This window comes from Flavobacterium sp. (assembly GCF_035195345.1).
GTDB lineage: Bacteria > Bacteroidota > Bacteroidia > Flavobacteriales > Flavobacteriaceae > Flavobacterium.
On sequence record NZ_CP136574.1, the window covers coordinates 2,397,517 to 2,416,695 of the forward strand.

Genomic DNA, 19,179 nt, shown 5'->3' on the forward strand with positions numbered 1-19,179 from the left:
CACAAAATTATTAACCAAAAAACTTATATTTGCAACACAAAGCAATAGTAGCATGTCTAAAAAAATCCTGTTTTTAACCGGTACTCGTGCTGATTTTGGTAAAATAAAATCATTAATTCAGATTTTGGAAGAGCATCCTAATTTTGAACCGTATATTTTTGTTACCGGTATGCACCTTCAAAATGAATATGGTTATACATTATTAGAAGTAGAACGATGTGGATTTTCTAATATTCATACTTTTGAAAACCATACGCATGAAACCACAATGGATTTAACTTTAGCAAAAACTATTGAGGGTCTTTCAACGTATATAAAAACCTGTCGACCAGATATGATTGTTATACATGGCGATAGAGTTGAAGCGTTAGCTGGTTCAATTGTTGGAAGTTTAAATAATATTTTAGTCTTGCATATTGAAGGCGGAGAAGTTTCAGGAACTATTGACGAATTGATTCGCCATTCTACTAGTAAAATGAGCCATATTCATTTTGTATCTAATAAACAAGCAAAAAAACGATTAGTACAAATGGGTGAGTTAGATGAATCAATATTTATTATTGGTTCTCCTGATATTGATATTATGTTTTCTTCAAATTTACCTGATTTACCTATAGCTAAAGAATATTACGAAATTGCTTTTGAAAACTACGCTGTGGCGATGTTTCACCCGGTTACAACAGAAGCAAATTGCATGCAAGACTATGCGGATAATTTTGTAGCGGCTTTATTGGCAGATAATCATAATTATGTTTTAGTTTATCCGAATAACGATTTGGGCAGTAAAGCAGTTTTGAAGGCTTATGAGCAATTAACTGAAAATCCTCGTTTTCGAATTTTTCCTTCCTTGCGATTTGAATATTTTTTAACCTTATTAAAAAATGCACAATTTATTATAGGCAATAGTAGCGCAGGAATAAGAGAAGCACCTTATTATGGATTGCCAATTATCAATATAGGTACACGCCAGAAAAATAGAGCTCTGCATGCCGATATTATTAACGTTGATTATACATTGAAAAGTATTTTACAAGCATTAAAAAAGATTGATTCACATGAAGTAAAGCCATCGGCAAATGATTTTGGTAAAGGGAATAGTGCCGAATTATTCTTAAAATATCTATTAAATCACAAAACTTGGCAACTTAACCATCAAAAACAATTTAAAGATATATAATGTTCTTCAATTCCTTATCCTTTGCTGTTTTTCTACCCATTGTATTTTTATGCTATTGGTTTGTTTTTAATAAAAATAAAACGACTCAAAATACGGTTTTAATTGTAGCAAGTTATTATTTTTACTCTTGTTGGGATTGGCGTTTTCTTTTTTTATTGGTGTTTTCAACTTTGTTGGATTACTTTAGTGCAATAATGATGGAACGTAGCAATACTGATAAAAAACGAAAGTGTTGGTTATGGCTCACTGTTGGAATTAATTTAGGATTATTAGGTGTTTTTAAATATTACGATTTTTTTGCACAATCCTTAGCTGATTTGATTAACGGTTTCGGATTTCAAACGAATCCTATTTTATTGCAATTAATTCTTCCTGTGGGAATTTCATTTTACACCTTTCATGGCTTATCGTACGTGATTGATATTTATTATAGACGCATTACTGCAGAACGTAATTTTATTGATTATTCTTTGTTTGTGAGTTATTTCCCATTGTTAGTAGCGGGTCCTATCGAAAGGGCAACGCATTTATTACCTCAGGTAAAAATCAAACGAAATTTCCACTTTGGAAAATCTAAAGAAGGTGTTTATCAAATTATTTGGGGATTAGTAAAAAAAGTGGTGATTGCTGATAGTTGTGCAACTTATGCTAATGCAGTTTTTGATAATTATGAAAGTATGAATTCATTATCACTACTATTGGGAGCCATCTATTTTTCCTTTCAGATTTATGGAGACTTTTCGGGTTATTCAGATATTGCTTTAGGTACTTCAAAATTATTTGGAATCGATTTGTTAAAAAATTTTAATTACCCCTATTTTTCAAGAGATATTGCAGAATTTTGGCGTCGTTGGCATATTTCTTTATCATCTTGGTTTCGCGATTATTTATATATTCCGTTAGGAGGAAGTCAAGGCGGTATGTGGATGAAAGTTAGAAATACGTTTATTATTTTCCTGGTGAGCGGGTTTTGGCATGGTGCCAATTGGACGTATCTAGTTTGGGGATTAATCAATGCGATTTATTTCTTGCCTTTATTGCTTCATAATAGAAATAGATCAAATATGGGTGAAATTGAAATGGGTTGGAACTTTAGTAGCCTTAAAACGGTTCTAAACATTTTAGGTACTTTTGTTTTAACCACTATTGCTTGGATTTTTTTTAGAGCCAAAACCATTTCAGAAGCAACAGGATATATCCAAAAAATGCTGACTGATTTTCATTTTGAAAGTCAGTATTTGACTAACGAACGCTATAATTATGAATTATTGCTGATAGTGCTCGTCTTTGTTGGTGTAGAGTGGTTTAATCGTTCAAAAGTAGAACCGTTTTCTGGAAAATTGAGTTGGATTAAAGTTGCAATAGCAATTATTACTTTGTTAACGTTAGGCGTATATTCTGATTATAAAGAATTTATTTATTTTCAATTTTAATGAAACAGTTTTTAGGCTTTATCGGAAAAATTATACTAGTACTTTTGCTTTCGGCATTTGCATTTGATTTCATTTATACTTTTGTTTTTTCACAATCGAATACTCGAAATAAAGTAGAACAGGTGATCAATTCAAAAAATCAAAATTATGATGTTATTATTTTGGGAACATCTAGAGCAAATAATCATTTTGTTTCTGAATTGTTTGAAAAAAAAGGTTTAAAAACTTTCAATTACGGAATGAGTGGTGCTCATTTGTTTGAAACATCTTTATTATTGAAATTAATGATTGAGCGAGGATGGAAAATTAAAAACATACTATTAGAAGCCGATTTGAATTTGTCCAATGAAAAACGCGATGATGGCACTTTTGGGCGTTTTATGCCATTTATGCATCAATCAGAAATCATTACGCAACATTTTAAAAAAGAACCTGATTTTACGGAGTTGTATTTTGTGCCATTTTATAGATATATTCAATTTGATAGTAAAGTTGGATTTAGAGCTTTTTATAAAACTTTAGCGCAAGAACCTACAAATACATTAGCAAACAAAGGGTATTACCCGTTAGGCACTAATCCAAAAGCTAATATGAAAAATAATATTGAAAGCTTAGAACCTCTTCGTAACCGTTATTTCGAAGAGATTAAGAAAATTTGTAAAAGTAATGGCATCAACTTAATTGCAGTAACCACTCCCATGTGTTCTAAAGTAAAAGGAATGGATTATTTCAAAAAAGTTAAGAAGTTCTATCCTGAAATTAAGGAATATGAGCATGTGGTTCAAGGAGATGAGTATTTTTCTTCTTGTGGGCATTTAAATGATAAAGGGGCAAGACTTTTTACAACAATAATAATAAATGATTTAGTATTACTAAAGAATGAAAAATAATAATAAAATCTTATTTGTTATTCCAGATGGTGTTGGTATTAGGAATTATCTATTTTCTAACATTGTTGTTATGTGTATTGCTAAAGCTAATTTACATTTTTATACTCCTTTAAATGCAGCAGCATTTTCGGAGATTGATACTATTGATAAAATAGAAATTACCCCATTTACTTTTGACAAAGAGAACAATGTTACTCGATTATTAAAAGAGGCTGCAACTTATGGTCGTTTACTAATAAATTCTAAGCTAACTAATAACCCTACCATATTAACTAATTGGAACTATAATCCAATTGGATTTCAGAGAAAAATTTTAAATTTTATAGCTCAAAAACTAGGAGTTTGGGCATCAAAAAAATATGATAGAATTTTAAAGTTTGAAAAAATAGCGCTCAATAATTGGGATAGAAGTTGCATTGAAAAACATAAGGCTCAAATCAAAAAAATTAATCCAACATCACTTTTTATAACACACCAAAGAGTATCCTCATTAATGCCCATTTGTATTGCTGCAAAAGAGTTAGGTATTCCTGTAATAAGTGTAATTTACTCATGGGATAATATACCAAAAGCTAGGTTAGCAGTGCAAGCAGATAAGTATTTAGTTTGGTCGGATTATATGAAAGAAGAAATGAAATTATATTATCCAGAAATTCCGAAAGAAAAAATAGTAGTTACAGGCACACCACAATTTGAGTTTTATTTACAGGAAAATAGAATAATTTCTAAGCAAGACTTTGCAAAAAAATATAATCTAGATGCAAATAAAAAATGGATTTGTTTCAGCGGAGATGATGTAAAAACTTCACCTTATGATCCAGATTATTTATTTGATTTGGCTGAATCAATTTCAAAAATTGAAGTAGCTAATCAGCCTCAAATAATATTTAGGCGTTGTCCTATTGATTTTACAGATAGATATGATGAAGTGCTTTCTCAATTTAAAGATGTTATTTTTTCAATTGACCCCATTTGGAGTGTCCCAAAAGATAATTTAAGTTGGGGAGCCTACTTCCCTAAATTGGAAGATATTTCTATGCAAGTAAATTTAGCAAAACATTGTGAATTTGTTGTAAATTTAGGTTCTACAATGGCATTTGATTTTTCAGTTTTTAATAAGCCTTGTTTTTATTTGAATTATGATGTTGAAAATATTAAAAGTAATTGGTCTGTTAAAACTATATATAATTATCAGCATTTTAAAAGCATAAATGATTTAGATGTAGTGATTTGGTTAAACAATAAAAATGAAATAATTCAAAAGGTTAATTTAGGATTGAATCATGCCGATTTATTGGCAAAGCAAAAACAATTATGGTTTCAAAAAGTTGTTAAACATCCATTAGATAAAGCTTCTTCTTTAATTGCCGAACAGTTAATTATAAAGATGTGAAAATTAAAATTTATTCAGATATAGATAAAATTAAAGATGTTCCAAGTTGGGGATATGTTTTTCCATTGCTAGAATTGCTGCAAGATGAAACCTCAGACTTGTATCAATTTTACGAGTTTACCACAATTGAAACATGTGATTTTATTGCACTACCAGTTACCGTAGATTATTTATTAAAAAATAATGCTCAATATGCTAAGGTAATTTTTGAAAAATCAGATGTTTATAAAAAAAAGATGTTGGTTTTTTCTGCTAGTGATATTGGTAAAACCATCAACCATCCAAATTGTATCACAATTCGATTAGGTGGTTTTAATTCAAAATTCAAGCATACAACATACATTATGCCTCCCTTTATTGATGATCCTTACATTCTTTTAAATAAAAAGATTTCTTTTTTATCTAAAGAGGAAAAAGCATCTATTGGTTTTGTAGGTCATTCAAACGGAAGTTTTATTAAATTGATAAAGGAATTTTTGATTTATTTAAAATTTAACATCAATAGAATGCTTAAAAAAAACTATTTCGATTATCAACCATTTTATCCATCAAGTTATTATCGATATAGATATTTGAAAATTATTGAAAATAATAAAAGCATACTTTCAAATTTTATCTATCGTAAAAAATATAGGGCAGGAATTACTTCAAAAGGAGACAGATTAAGAACAACAATTGAGTTTTATCAAAATGTTTTTGACAACCCTTATACCTTTTGCATGCGAGGCACAGGCAATTTTTCTGTTCGATTATATGAAACACTTGCTATGGGAAGAATACCTGTTGTTATTAATACCGATTGTAAATTTCCTTTTGATGAATTAATAAACTGGGATAATCATTGCTTAATTATTGAAGAGGAAAATGTAAGATTCATAGGCGAAATATTGAATCAATTTCATGCTAAATTTACTGATTCAGAATTTGTTGCTCTTCAAAAAGCAAATAGAAAATTATGGGAAGATTATTTTAAAAAAGATAGTTTTTTTATAAGACTGTGTCAAGAACTTTTAAAAAACAAATAAAAATGCACATCTGTTTCCTAACCAATGAATATCCAAAAGCAGGCTTTCCACATGGTGGTGTTGGTAGTTTTGTAAAGACTATTGCTGAAGCATTAGTAAAAAATGGAGAACAAGTTACGATTGTTGGATTAAATTATAGTGCATTAAATGAAATTGAAGAGCAAAACGGTATCACAATTGTTCGATTAAAAAGGAGCAAAATAAAAGGATTTGCTTGGATATATAATTTTAGGGCTATTGCCAAAACACTATCAAATCTTCATCAAAAGAATCCAATTCACATTGTAGAAGGATCAGAGTTGTCTTTTGCATTTCTTCCTAAAATTAATGGAATAAAATATATTATTCGTTTACACGGTGGGCATCATTTTTTTGCAGAAGCTGAAAAAAGAAACGTAAATTGGTGGAAAGGATTTCAAGAAAAGCGTTCGTTTAAAAATGCCGATGCTTTTATTGCCGTTTCAAATTATGTTAAATCTCATACAGCAAAGTATTTAAGTTATCATAATAGACCAGTAGAAATTATATATTATCCAATTAACGATGAGCATTTTAAACCTCAAAATATTGGAACTGATGACACTAATATCACTTTTGCAGGGACTATTTGTGAAAAAAAAGGAGTTCGTCAATTAATTCAAGCTTTTCCATTAGTAAAAGAAAAGTTTCCAACTGCTATTTTACATCTTTACGGAAGAGATTGGTTTTTTTCAAACGGCAGCTCATATATTAATTTGTTACAGAAAAATGAGTTGCCTAAACTAAGTGATTGGTCGAATGATATTATATTTCATGGAGTTGTCTCTTATCAAGAAATTCCTTTGACTTATGCAAAAGCTACCGTTTGTGTATTTCCATCACATATGGAAACTTTAGGTTTAGTGGCACCAGAAGCAATGGCAATGGAAAAAGCTGTAGTATTTACAAAATTAGGACCAGGACCCGAAGTAATTACGGATGGCGAAACGGGTTTGTTGTGCAATCCACATAACCCAATTGATATTGCTAATAAAATAATATATATTCTCCAAAATCCGCATAAATCCTATGAAATGGGAAAAAAAGCAAGAGTTTCAGTGCTAAAACAGTTTGAAATTACTACTTTGGTTTCTAGAAATATTTCATTTTATAATAGATTACTATAATGAATTGCTTAAGTCTGCTTTTTACCGATTATAAAAAGTATAAGAAATACGGAGGTAATTTTATTACAATTGTATTTTTTACACAAGGTTTTTGGGCTTGTATTCAATACCGATTCGCCCATTCGGTTTATAAACTGCCTATTCCATTACTAAAACAAATTATACAAATTTTGTGTTTGATTTGGCAAAAAGGAATAGAAATATCTACTGGTATATCTATTCCAGCTTCAGTCAAAATTGGGCATTCATTTTACATTGGACATTTTGGAGGAATAATAATTAATGCTAAAGCATGTATTGGAGATAATTGCAATATTTCGCAAGGTGTAACTATTGGAGTATCGGGGCAAGGAAAAAAGAGGGGGGTTCCCAAAATCAAAAATAATGTTTATATAGGGGCTAATACAGTAATTGCTGGAAATATTATTATAGAAGATAATGTATTAATAGGAGCTTGTTCATTCGTAAATAAAAATGTTGCAGCGAATAGTGTAATGGTAGGAGTACCAGCAATTAAAATTTCAGAAAAAAGTTCGGAGGGATATATATAAATGAAGTTAGTTGTTATTTCATCAGCACCAATCTTAAAGATAGGAAAAAATATACACATATATGCTCCCTATGAAAAAGAAATGCAAATATGGGCAAAACATGTTGCCAGTATACAGTTTTGCTGTCCTATTTGGAAAGAAGATAGGAAACTATTATTTGCACCAATTTCTTTTAAAATTGATGATATAATTGAACTTCATGAATTTGAAATTACCACATTTTTAAATAAAATTAAAGCAGTTCCTTTTGTTTTTTTAGCTTTGATAAAAATATTTAAAGTCATGCAACAAGCCGATCATATTCACTTGCGTTGTCCAGGAAATATGGGTTTGATTGGAACAATTGTTCAAATTTTTTTTCCTAAGAAAACTAAAACTGCAAAATATGCTGGTAATTGGGATCCAAAAAGCAATCAACCATGGAGCTATCGTCTCCAAAAGTGGATATTAAGTAATACAGTTTTAACTAAAAATATGAAAGTTTTGGTATATGGCGAATGGGAAAATCAGACAATAAATATCAAACCTTTTTTTACTGCTACTTATAGTGAAAGTGAAATTCAGCATTCGAAAATTAGAATTAAACAGAAAAAAGAGCACGAATCTATAAAATTTCTTTTTGTAGGAACATTGTCCAAAGGGAAGCAGCCATTATATGCTATACAGCTTGTGGAAAAATTGTATAAAAAAGGAAAAAATGTCACACTCGATTTATATGGAGAAGGTGCTATGAGAGACGAAATTGACTGTTATATTATTCAAAATAATTTACATGCAATTGTTACATTAAAAGGAAATCAATCTCATAAGGAAGTTTTAGGAGCCTATCAAAATAGCCACTTTTTGCTTTTGCCTTCAAAAAGTGAAGGTTGGCCTAAGGTAGTTGCTGAAGCCATGTTTTGGGGCTGTGTTCCTATAGCAATTCCTGTATCTTGTGTTTCTTATATGATGGGTAATGGAAGCAGAGGTATTATTTTAAATGAAAAATTAAACGATGATTTGAATCGAATTCTAACTGTTATTAATAATGAAAAAGTATATTTAAAAATGGCTCTTGAAGGACAACTGTGGTCGCAACAATATACAACTAATAAGTTTGAAACCGAAATTAGTAAGTTGTTAAAAGATAAATAATTTCGTTAGCTTTTTACTTAAACAGGTCTTTTATTTTTTAAATTTACATAAAAATTAAATCTAAATGTAATGCCAATTCAAGATTTGAGAGTAATTCAATTAATTGATAGTTTAGAGCCAGGTGGAGCAGAGCGAATGGCAGTTACTATAGCTAATTCATTAGTTGAAGAAGCAACATTTTCAGGAATAGTAGTAACTCGTTTAGAAGGAAGTTTAAAAGATTCAATCAGTTCAAATGTTGATTATCTATACTTGAAAAAAAAACAAATTTTTGATTTTCGAGCTTTAATTAGATTGAGAATGTTTGTAAAAAAAAATAAGATATCAATTGTTCACGCTCACGGTAGTTCCTATTTTTTTGCGGTATTATTGAAATTTATTACGCCATCAATAAAAATATTTTGGCATGATCATTTAGGAAACAGAGTTAAAAATGATAAAGCAAATTTTTTTATAAAAAAAGTTTCCTATTTTTTTAGTGGTGTTTTTACAGTAAATCAAGAGCTTAAAGAATGGGCTATAGATCATTTAAATATGTCTAATATCCATTTTATCCCTAATTTTATTGAAGAAAAAGCAATTGAAAAAGCTATCACTTGCTTAAAAGGAACAGAAGGAAAAAGAATTGTTTTATTGGCAAATTTAAGAAAACCTAAGAATCATTTTTTAGCGCTAGAAGCTTTTGTTAGTAGTGAGATAGCTGCTTTAGGTTGGACGATGCATTTTATCGGGAAAGATAATTTAGATGACTATTCAATTCATTTAAAACAAAAAATTGAAGCTGAAAATTTAGTAAATACAGTATATATTTATGGTTCTTGTAATGACGTTCAGCACATTTTAAATCAGGCAAACGTTGGACTTCTGACTTCTACTTATGAAGGTTTTCCTGTGACTTTATTAGAATATGGCAGGGCTAACATATTTGTAATTTGTTCAAATGTAGGTTATTGTAGTCAGATTATTAAAAATCATGAAACAGGAATTACTTTTGAAACTGGAAATGTAAAAGAATTGGAATTTGTTTTCAGGTCTTTACCAAATAATATTCATTCGAGTTCTATTTTAGCTGATAATTTGAATACTTTTGTTGAAGAGAATTTTTCAGAAAAAATAATAGTTAATAAGCTTGTTTTTAGCTATCTAAATAAGTTATGAAATCAAACGATTCAACCAATTATTTTAAATTTTTGTTGATACATTTAATTATTGGTTGGGTAATATTTGTATTTCCTCCGCTATCAAAATTGTATGCAATTTTTATAATGTTTTTTGGTTATAGTTATGTAATTAAATATAAAAATAAGAATAACGAAGTTTTAATTGTTGCAGCGTATATTATAGGAGCAGAGGTAATGTTGCGAATGACAGACGGGATGTTTATTAACGAGTATGCTAAATACAATGTCATTCTTTTGATGGTTTTAGGAATGATATATTCGGGTTTTTCTAAATATTCTTTTCCGTATTGGTTGTTTTTACTTTTTCTAATTCCAGGAGTATTTTATGGTATTTCACAACTTAATTTTGAGACTAATATTAGAAAAGCAATTGCTTTTAATATTTCAGGCCCTGCTACTTTAGGATTCGCAGCTTTGTATTGTTTTGATCGAGAAATTACTTTTGAACAAATTAAAAAAATGATCTTTGCATTAGGTTATCCAATAGTTGCAATAACATTATATTTATTCTTGTACACTCCATCTGTTAAAGATGTTGTTATTGGTACCTATTCAAATTTTCAAACTTCTGGAGGTTTTGGGCCAAATCAAATGTCAACAATTTTAGGATTAGGAACTTTTGTGTATTTTTTTAATACTTTTTTTAATTCAAAAACTAAAACGATTCTTCTAATAAATATAATCTTAACTACCGTAATTGCTTATAGAGGAATAGTTACTTTTTCTAGAGGTGGCATGTTAACAGGTGCTATTATGATAATTTGTTTAGTAATTTTAGCGTATAATAAATTGAATAAGCAAGGGCAAGCAAAATTACTATTAATTATAATAACTACAATTTTGTTAAGTGGGTTTATCTGGTTATATAGTTCCGTCCAAACGGGTGGATTAATTGATAAAAGATATGCAAATCAAGATGCGAAAGGTAGAGAAAAAGAAAGTAAATTAACAGGAAGGGAGATTCTAATTGAATCAGAGTTAGAAATGTTTTGGGAAAACCCAATTTTAGGGGTTGGTGTAGGAAAAAATAAAGAATATAGAGAGGAAATGCTTGGGATTTCAGCTGCATCTCATAATGAAATTTCAAGAATGCTTGCAGAACAAGGTATGTTAGGTGTTTTTTGTTTATTGATTTTATTTATCACACCATTTATTTTGTATTTAAATAACAGGAATAATATTTTTATATTATCTTTTTATTTATTTTGGATACTAACTATAAACCATGCCGCCATGCGATTGGCTGCTCCTGCCTTTATCTATGCTTTATCACTATTAAAAGTTACATTTGTGGATGAAAAATCAAATTCTTTACCTAGGCAATCAACTGTCTAAACATGGTTTTAATAAAACGACAATTGAAACTTTGGGTTTTCAATTAGAGATGGAAGGTTTAAGTATTTTTTATAGTTCTGATAAAAAATCATTGTCGATTCGGATGTTAGCTATGATTAGCGCCGTTTTTAAATACAGAAAACGTATAGAATACATTTTAATCGATACTTATAGTACCAAAGCTTTTTGGTATTCATTTGTTTGTAGTCAATTGGCACGATTTTTCAAAATTAAATACATTCCAATTTTACATGGTGGTGATTTACCCAATCGCTTAAAAACCAATCCTAAACTTTGTCAAATTATGTTTGCAAATGCCTATCAAAACGTTGCTCCTTCAGCGTATTTGAAGCAAGCGTTTGAACAAAATGGGTATGCAAACATAATTTATATTCCTAATTCAATTGAAATTCAAAAATATAAATTTAAAACAAGAACAGATTTTACTCCTAAATTGCTTTGGGTAAGAGCATTTGACTTGATTTATAATCCTGAAATGGCGGTTAAAGTTTTGTTTGAACTTCAAAAAATATTTCCCAACGCAACGTTAACTATGGTTGGGCCTGATAAAGACGGGAGTTTAAATACTACAAAATTTTTTGCAGAGTCACTTGGAGTTACTGTCAATTTTACAGGACAATTATCAAAAGAAGCGTGGCTAGAATTAGCTTTAGAACATGATTTTTTTATTAACACCTCTAATTTTGATAATACTCCTGTAAGTGTAATGGAAGCTATGGCTTTGGGGTTACCAATTGTAAGTACAAATGTGGGCGGAATCCCTTATTTACTTAACCATAAAACAACTGCTCTATTAGTCAGTGCTAATGATGTTGATCAAATGACTAATTCTATTTTGTATTTGATTACCAACTCTAAAAATACTATGGTTATGGTTCAAAACGCAAGGAGAAAAATTGAAGAAATGGATTGGGAAGTCGTTAAAAGACAATGGATTAGGCTAATAGGGTAGTTTTTAAAGAAGTTTGATTATTATTTTGTTTCTTTGTATACGATAATTGCCCAAATTATGAATTCGACAAAAAAAATACACTTTGAAATCTCTGAACGCAAAATATTATTGCGTGTAATGGATGTTTTTTCGTCCATACTAACTTTAACATTAATAGGGTATTACACAAATTTTCATTATTTCAGAGTTTCAGAAACTAATTTTTATTGGACCATTGTATTAGCATTTTATATTAGTTTTTTTGGTACTATTTTTGAAATGTATAATTTACAAATTGCTAGTAATCGATTTCAAATTTCAAAAAGTATTATTCTTACAACATCTGTAACCGTATTATTTTATTTATTAACACCTTTTTATACTCCGATTTTACCCTCTAATCGTTTGCAAATTTTACTCTTTTTCTTTTCTATTTTGTTTTCGTTATCTATTTGGCGGTATATTTATATTGTCTTCTTAGCTTCTAATCGATTTATGAAAGAAGTAATTTTTGTTTGTAATAGTAAAGATATCAATGATTTATTGAGACAATTAGCAACATTTAATCCTCATTATAAAGTAGTTGGTTATGTAGCTATTGATGAAGTTCCAATTAAAGTAAAAGTAAAGCGAGTTCTACAAGAAAATTTAGATGAATTTGTTCGTAAAAATAATGTGTCTGAAATAGTAGTTTCCACTATAAATAATAAATTAACATCTGTAGATTTGTACAATAAGTTATTGCAACTACTTGAAAAGGGAGTAGTAATTAGAAAATACAATCAGGTATATGAGAATACAACTTATCGTTTACCAATAAATTTTGAAGAGAAGGAATTGTACAAGTTTTTCCCTTTTAGTAGAAGTAATCAAAATAAATTTTTTGTTTTTTACACCCGTTTTTTTGACATTGTTTTTTCAACTCTAGGTTTGATTTTCTTTTTTTTTATTGCCCCTTTTTTATGGATAATCAACCTTTTTGCTAACAATGGAAGTTTTTTTTACACACAAGTACGGGTTGGTAAAAATGGTATTCCCTTTACAATTTATAAAATGAGAACTATGGTGCAAAGCGCTGAGAAAAATGGTGCAGTATTTGCAGTAAGCAATGATAGTAGAATCACTCCTTTTGGAAAGTTTCTTCGTAAATCACGATTAGATGAATTTCCACAATTTATTAATGTACTAAAAGGTGAAATGTCAATTATAGGTCCTAGACCAGAGCGCCCTATTTTTGTGGATCAAATTGCAGCGTCAATTCCATTATATCAAACACGTCACGTAATTAAGCCTGGATTAACTGGTTGGGCACAAGTGAATTATCCTTATGGCTCTAATTTAGAGGATAGTTTGATGAAATTGCGATACGATTTATATTACATCAAGCATCGAAGTTTGTTTTTAGATGTTGATATTGTAATAAAAACGATGAGTACGGTTTTATTCTTTAGAGGGCAATAAAAATAGTTTAGAAAGTTAAAAATTTTAAGAGTTTAAAAGGAAGTACTTTGTTTTGATCTTTTAATTTGTAACACAATTTTTACTATCCAATAAAAATGAAGTGCTATAAAAGGCCAAACAATTTCCAAATGGATTTTAGTAGTCATATAAGCTAAATAGATAAGCAACATTGCTAGTATGATTTTTCCTAAAAGTATTGTTTTATCTCGATTTTCTTTTTTGTAATACCATACAAAAATCAGTAACAGCGGATTGAATAATAAGATGTTGTAATTCCATAAGATTTCTTCGTGTAATGAATACAATCCCACTAAAGAGAAGAAAAGCCCCAATAATCCAGCAAAGATAAAATAGCTCATTTTTATCCATTTTTTATTCAAAAGCACTAAAAATAAAAGCACTGTAATTAATGAATAAATAGAGTTGAACCAATTAAAATGAGTTTCAGGTTTGGTTACTTGAAGAATTTTAGCATCACTCTTCTCAATTTTATTTCCATTTACTTTTGTTGTTGAAATAGCTTCTTTGAATTCATAGGGTAAGAATAGACGCGTTCCAGGTTTGTCAACTTTGGTACCAAATATCAATTGAATGCCTAATTTCATATAAAAATTAGTCATGTACGGATATAAAATTTCTCGGTAAGATTGATTTGATATGTTTGATTTGATGTATTCTTTTCCTAAAATAGTATTGATTTTATCCACAACCATTGTTGTACAATTTCTGTCTATGAATTTGTAAGTATAAAAGCGTTCATCACTGTAAACTGAATGGTTTAATTGTTGAAATAGTCTATTTATTTGATTTGGATTTAGCTGTAATTCTTGCTCAATTATTTCACGATTTTCCACTTGATAGTTGTAATAAAAGTCAATAAAACTTCCATTAGTAACAAAATATTGCAAATCCCCTTTAATGAATCGGCCTATAAAGTTGGGCGTACTAAAATCAAAAGCACCATAATTATAAACCACATCAAGATTGTTTAAACTGTCTTGAATGCGAATGCCAGTATGTCCATACATCGCATAGGATTCTGGTCCTAAACCACAAGTTAAAATACTAACTTTTGCTTGGTTTGAGAGCGAAATATTTTGGGAAAACCCATTAAAAGAAATTAAAATAAGTAGAGCGAAAAGTATTTTTTTTGTCATTTTATAAAGTCTTTCGTCTTGTTTCTTTTCTCTTGCTTCTATAATTATCTAAACAATTCCCAATCTACTTTTAATGAAAATATATTGGAGTACAAAGCTGCACTTTGATCGCCTAGATCGGTTAATGCATAATCTACTTGAATACCTTTGTATTTAAATCCTATCCCAATATTTGGTTGAAAACTAAGTTTTTTAGAATCGTCTATTTGTGTGATTTGTTGAAAATTACCAACGCCGGCTCTTAAATAAACCAAATTAATATAGCCAAATTCCAATCCAAGTGCAGGATCAATACTTATGGTATTTGTTGAAATAATATCATTAGTTTTAGCAAATTGCATGTTTAAATTGGTCGCCGCTAAAATACTGTAATCGTAACGAACTATCCATTTTTTTGACATTCCTAATTGCGCTTTTGGAAGCGTAATTTCACTGGTTTCGGGCAATTCCTGATTTTCGCCCGGAATAGCATCGGCAATTTCTTGAAACTTTTCTTCGTCTATTGTCCAGGTGTTGTAAGTAGTAGTTATGTCGCGAAGCATTAAACCAAATTTCCAATCTTCGTCCTCACTAATGTATTGAATACCTAGGTCTAGTCCAAATCCCCATGAGTTGGCAAAATCTCCAATTACCCTGCGAATTACTTTTGCATTGACACCATAATTTAATCCTTCAATGGGTAAGCTTCTAGCATACGAGGCGGTAAAAGCATAATCTGCGGTAGAAAAAAGTGAAATTCTATTGTAATCAATGTTGCCTTCGCTATCAATTAATTGGGTCGTGTTTAATATGTCATCTACGCCAAAACGTATAACCGATATTCCCACAGCACTTTGATCATCGATTGGCATTGCAAAACCGGCATAATCATATTGTGCAATATTTGCAAAATAGCTAGCGTGCATTAATGAAAACTGTTTGTCTTCTAGTTTTAATAAACCAGCCGGATTCCAGTACCCAGAATTTACGTCGCCGGAATGAGATACCACAGCGTTAGCCATTCCTAATGCAGCTGCATCTACGCCAATATTCATAAAATCATTTGAATATTTTCTAACGGTTTGCCCATAAGCTATGCAGCTAAATCCAAGTAGAAGATATAAAGTGGTCTTTTTCAATGCCAATTTTTTTACAAAGATGAAATAAATTTCTTAAATAGTAAACTCTAAAAGTATTAACTTATTGTATTACATTTGCTGTATATTATTTAAGGCTTTGCATTAGCCGTATTTTAAACCTATTTGTATGCAAATTAAAAAACATATTCCCAATCTTATCACTCTACTAAATCTTACATGTGGATTGTTAGCTGTTATAGCAATATTTAGAGATCAAGAAGCTGAAGCATTTTGGTTTGTTTGTTTAGGTATTTTCTTTGATTTTTGGGACGGTTTTTTTGCTAGAAAGTATAATGTATCTGGTGATTTAGGATTACAGTTGGATTCGTTGGCAGATATGGTTACTTGTGGGGTTGTCCCGGGTTTGATGATTTTTAAATTAATTGAGAATTTACAAATTGATAGTACATCTCCATATTTTTTAACAGAAGATACATGGTATATGGGATTTGTACCTTATTTAGGTTTTTTAATCACATTAGCTTCATGTTATCGTTTAGCAAAATTTAATATTGATACTCGTCAGACAGATTCTTTTATTGGATTACCTACACCCGCAAATGCTATGTTTATTATGAGTTTGCCAATGATAAGATTTTCTTACGAAGATCAATGGGCAGGAATGTTAGTTAAAAATCCATTTATACTTTTAGCTATAACAATAATAAGTGCTTATATTCTAAATGCCGAAATTCCTTTATTTTCATTAAAAATAAAAGAGTTTACTTGGGCAAAATATAAAATGCAAATTTTGTTTTTAATTGGGTCGTTGTTTTCTTTTTCGCTACTAGGTTTCGTAGCCATTCCGTTGATTATTATCAGTTATGTATTGGTTTCTGTAATCAGTAATAAAATGATGGCTAAAGAGTAATGGCTGCCAAAATTTATAGAAAAAAATATCCTTCCAAACAAAAATCCAATTCGATAAGCAAATGGGTTATTAGGTTTTTTGTATTTGTATTTATCTTTTTTGTTCTCTTAGGAATCTATAAATTTAGAGATGGATTTTTATATTATTTAGGGTTTAAAACTGATAAATATTCTCATGAATTGTCTGCTGATGAACGCAAATTAGCAGATATTAGAATTTATGAAGTGTTGCATAAACACGATAATAAAGCCATTGGTTTTGATGTTTCAGAATATCAAAGCGAAATCGATTGGGAGCAAACCTACCATATCGATGAATCGTTTGAATTGTCTTTTGTTTTTATTCGTGCTACCGCTGGAAAAAACAAAACTGATAAAAGATTTAAGGAAAATTGGGAAGCCTCAAAAAAACGTCAATTGATTCGCGGTGCTTATCATTATTATCGTCCCAACGAAAATTCGATCGAACAAGCTGAAAATTTCATCAAAAACGTAAAATTAGAAAAAGGCGATTTACCACCAGTATTAGATATTGAAAAGTTGCCAAGAAAACAATCTATTGATAGTTTGAAAGTAGGATTGCGTCGTTGGTTAAAAAAAGTTGAAAAACATTACAAGGTAAAACCAATTATTTATTCGGGAGAAAGTTATTATACTGATTTTTTGAGAGAAGAATTTTCAGAATACCCGCTTTGGATTGCTAATTATAATTTTTGGCGAAACGATTTAGAATCGGATTGGCAGTTTTGGCAATTCACAGAGAAAGCTCAAATTACAGGTGTTCAAGGTATGGTGGATTTGAATATTTTTAATGGAGATAAAAACAAGTTGTTGTTGAAGTGTATGCGGTGATTTTTAACCACTAAGGTCACAAAGAATGCACAATGCACAATATTCTTTAAACACATAGCCACCATTGTTTTGCTTTCTGTTAATAGTCGTTTCACTTGACATAGATCACATTAGAATAGATGCTTAGTTTGTCATGCTATCAATTATCTCTTGAACCGAAAAAATACTTTTAAAGAAAGAAATCTTAGTGTAACTTCGTGTTAAACTTCGTGAAACTTTGTGTACCCAAAAAAACTACTCTTTATTTAAATTTAATTCTCCTTTACCATGAATGATGGTTGTTTTTGGAGCATCAAAATCAATTTTTGTTTTACGTAATTCGAAATTTTGTCCAAGGTAAACTCGTCTTACCATTTCGTCTGCTACTAATTCTTCTGGTTTTCCTGCCTTTAGAATTCCACCTTCAAACATTAAGTAGGTTTTGTCTGTAATCGCTAAAGTTTCTTGTACGTTGTGGTCGGTGATTAAAATCCCGATATTTTTATTTTTTAATTGGGCTACAATTCGTTGAATATCTTCCACAGCAACTGGGTCGACTCCTGCAAAAGGTTCGTCTAAAAGAATAAATTTAGGATCGGTTGCTAAAGCGCGCGCAATTTCAGTACGACGACGTTCACCACCCGAAAGTAAATCACCACGATTGGTACGAATATGTTCCAATGCGAACTCTGCAATTAATTCTTCCATTTTAGCTTCTTGCGCTTCTTTAGAAAGTGATGTCAATTGCAAAACACTTAATATATTATCTTCGATACTTAATTTTCTAAAAACAGAAGCTTCTTGAGCTAAATAGCCAATCCCATTTTGTGCGCGTTTGTACATTGGGAAGTTAGTAATATCCATATCATCTAAATAAATATTGCCGCTATTTGGTTTTACTAAACCTACAATCATGTAGAATGAAGTGGTTTTTCCAGCTCCGTTTGGGCCTAATAAACCTACGATTTCACCTTGATTTACTTCAACGGAAATCCCTTTTACTACACTTCTTTTTTTATAGGTTTTAACTAAATTTTCTGCTCTAAGCTTCATAGTGTGGTTATGAGTTTAAAAGGTTATGAGTTTAAAAGACATTATGATACAAATAAACAAATAAACAATTTAACAGTTAAACGAATTAATAATAATTTATTTTCTGCCTACTGAATTCTGTTTATTGAACACTTTCTTCAAGTGCTTCCCAAAATTCATAAGCTCTTCTTAAATGAGGAATTACAATCGTTCCGCCTACTAAAGTTGCAATTCCCATGCTTTCCATCATTTCTTCTTTAGTAACGCCATTTTTATAGGCGGTTTCTAAATGGTATTTGATGCAATCATCGCAACGTAAAACGGCTGAAGCTACTAAGCCTAGAAGCTCTTTGGTTTTTACATCTAAAGCACCTTCCATGTAAGCATTTGTATCTACATTGAAAATTCTTTTGATGACTTTGTTGTTGTCAGCTAATAATTTTTTGTTCATTTTTGAACGGTAATCGTTGAATTCTTTTACTAAATCTGCCATT

18 protein-coding genes are annotated in these 19,179 nt (G+C 30.1%); 14 read left to right on the forward strand and 4 right to left on the reverse strand.

The genetic code is table 11. From position 1 onward, the window contains the following. The first annotated feature begins 52 nt into the window (after window positions 1-52). From neuC to RSE15_RS11185, 12 genes are all read left to right on the forward strand, one after another. The gene (neuC, locus tag RSE15_RS11130) at window positions 53-1,177 is read left to right on the forward strand and encodes a UDP-N-acetylglucosamine 2-epimerase (RefSeq protein ID WP_324068612.1); all 1,125 of its coding nucleotides are present in this window, start codon (window positions 53-55) and stop codon (window positions 1,175-1,177) included. Further along, a complete protein-coding gene (locus tag RSE15_RS11135) occupies window positions 1,177-2,610 on the forward strand; it encodes an MBOAT family O-acyltransferase (RefSeq protein ID WP_324068614.1) in 1,434 nt (477 codons plus the stop codon). The genes neuC and RSE15_RS11135 overlap by 1 nt, the downstream gene beginning before the upstream one ends. Next, entirely contained in the window at window positions 2,610-3,500 is an 891-nt protein-coding gene (locus RSE15_RS11140) for a hypothetical protein (RefSeq protein ID WP_324068616.1), read from the forward strand. Before RSE15_RS11135 ends, RSE15_RS11140 begins: the two co-directional genes overlap by 1 nt. Continuing rightward, the gene (locus RSE15_RS11145) at window positions 3,490-4,893 is read left to right on the forward strand and encodes a CDP-glycerol glycerophosphotransferase family protein (protein ID WP_324068619.1); all 1,404 of its coding nucleotides are present in this window, start codon (window positions 3,490-3,492) and stop codon (window positions 4,891-4,893) included. Before RSE15_RS11140 ends, RSE15_RS11145 begins: the two co-directional genes overlap by 11 nt. After that, the gene (locus tag RSE15_RS11150) at window positions 4,890-5,918 is read left to right on the forward strand and encodes an exostosin domain-containing protein (RefSeq protein ID WP_324068621.1); all 1,029 of its coding nucleotides are present in this window, start codon (window positions 4,890-4,892) and stop codon (window positions 5,916-5,918) included. The genes RSE15_RS11145 and RSE15_RS11150 overlap by 4 nt, the downstream gene beginning before the upstream one ends. 2 nt (window positions 5,919-5,920) lie before the next feature. After that, window positions 5,921-7,063 carry a glycosyltransferase family 4 protein gene (locus RSE15_RS11155; protein ID WP_324068623.1) on the forward strand — a complete coding sequence of 381 codons (1,143 nt, stop codon included), beginning with the start codon at window positions 5,921-5,923 and terminating at the stop codon, window positions 7,061-7,063. After that, the gene (locus tag RSE15_RS11160) at window positions 7,063-7,614 is read left to right on the forward strand and encodes a serine O-acetyltransferase (protein WP_324068625.1); all 552 of its coding nucleotides are present in this window, start codon (window positions 7,063-7,065) and stop codon (window positions 7,612-7,614) included. Before RSE15_RS11155 ends, RSE15_RS11160 begins: the two co-directional genes overlap by 1 nt. Next, window positions 7,615-8,748 (forward strand): glycosyltransferase family 4 protein, encoded by a 1,134-nt coding sequence (locus tag RSE15_RS11165; RefSeq protein ID WP_324068627.1) that lies wholly within the window; start codon window positions 7,615-7,617, stop codon window positions 8,746-8,748. Between the two features lie 69 nt (window positions 8,749-8,817). Next, window positions 8,818-9,906 carry a glycosyltransferase gene (locus RSE15_RS11170; protein ID WP_324068629.1) on the forward strand — a complete coding sequence of 363 codons (1,089 nt, stop codon included), beginning with the start codon at window positions 8,818-8,820 and terminating at the stop codon, window positions 9,904-9,906. Further along, complete coding sequence (locus tag RSE15_RS11175) at window positions 9,903-11,264, forward strand: O-antigen ligase family protein (RefSeq protein ID WP_324068631.1); 1,362 nt, start codon at window positions 9,903-9,905, stop codon at window positions 11,262-11,264. Before RSE15_RS11170 ends, RSE15_RS11175 begins: the two co-directional genes overlap by 4 nt. After that, entirely contained in the window at window positions 11,224-12,237 is a 1,014-nt protein-coding gene (locus RSE15_RS11180) for a glycosyltransferase family 4 protein (protein ID WP_324068633.1), read from the forward strand. Before RSE15_RS11175 ends, RSE15_RS11180 begins: the two co-directional genes overlap by 41 nt. A gap of 57 nt (window positions 12,238-12,294) precedes the next feature. Continuing rightward, window positions 12,295-13,677: an exopolysaccharide biosynthesis polyprenyl glycosylphosphotransferase gene (locus RSE15_RS11185; protein ID WP_324068635.1), complete on the forward strand. Its 1,383-nt coding sequence runs from the start codon at window positions 12,295-12,297 to the stop codon at window positions 13,675-13,677. A gap of 32 nt (window positions 13,678-13,709) precedes the next feature. Here RSE15_RS11185 and RSE15_RS11190 read toward each other — a convergent pair whose 3' ends face one another. Together RSE15_RS11190 and RSE15_RS11195 are read right to left on the reverse strand one after the other, a co-directional pair. Then, entirely contained in the window at window positions 13,710-14,834 is a 1,125-nt protein-coding gene (locus RSE15_RS11190; RefSeq protein WP_324068637.1) for a lipoprotein N-acyltransferase Lnb domain-containing protein, read from the reverse strand. Between the two features lie 44 nt (window positions 14,835-14,878). Beyond that, window positions 14,879-15,868, reverse strand: a complete 990-nt coding sequence (locus RSE15_RS11195; RefSeq protein ID WP_416380772.1) for a putative type IX sorting system protein PorV2 — start codon at window positions 15,866-15,868, stop codon at window positions 14,879-14,881. A 211-nt stretch (window positions 15,869-16,079) separates the two neighbouring features. On the opposite strand from RSE15_RS11195, the gene RSE15_RS11200 reads away from it, so the two are divergent. Continuing rightward, entirely contained in the window at window positions 16,080-16,823 is a 744-nt protein-coding gene (locus RSE15_RS11200) for a CDP-alcohol phosphatidyltransferase family protein (protein ID WP_324068641.1), read from the forward strand. Next, complete coding sequence (locus tag RSE15_RS11205; protein ID WP_324068642.1) at window positions 16,823-17,674, forward strand: glycoside hydrolase family 25 protein; 852 nt, start codon at window positions 16,823-16,825, stop codon at window positions 17,672-17,674. Before RSE15_RS11200 ends, RSE15_RS11205 begins: the two co-directional genes overlap by 1 nt. A 234-nt stretch (window positions 17,675-17,908) precedes the next feature. Here RSE15_RS11205 and lptB read toward each other — a convergent pair whose 3' ends face one another. Further along, a complete protein-coding gene (lptB, locus tag RSE15_RS11210; protein ID WP_324068643.1) occupies window positions 17,909-18,706 on the reverse strand; it encodes an LPS export ABC transporter ATP-binding protein in 798 nt (265 codons plus the stop codon). Window positions 18,707-18,827: 121 nt separating this feature from the next. Continuing rightward, window positions 18,828-19,178 (reverse strand): carboxymuconolactone decarboxylase family protein, encoded by a 351-nt coding sequence (locus RSE15_RS11215; RefSeq protein WP_324068644.1) that lies wholly within the window; start codon window positions 19,176-19,178, stop codon window positions 18,828-18,830. Window position 19,179 lies beyond the last annotated feature (1 nt).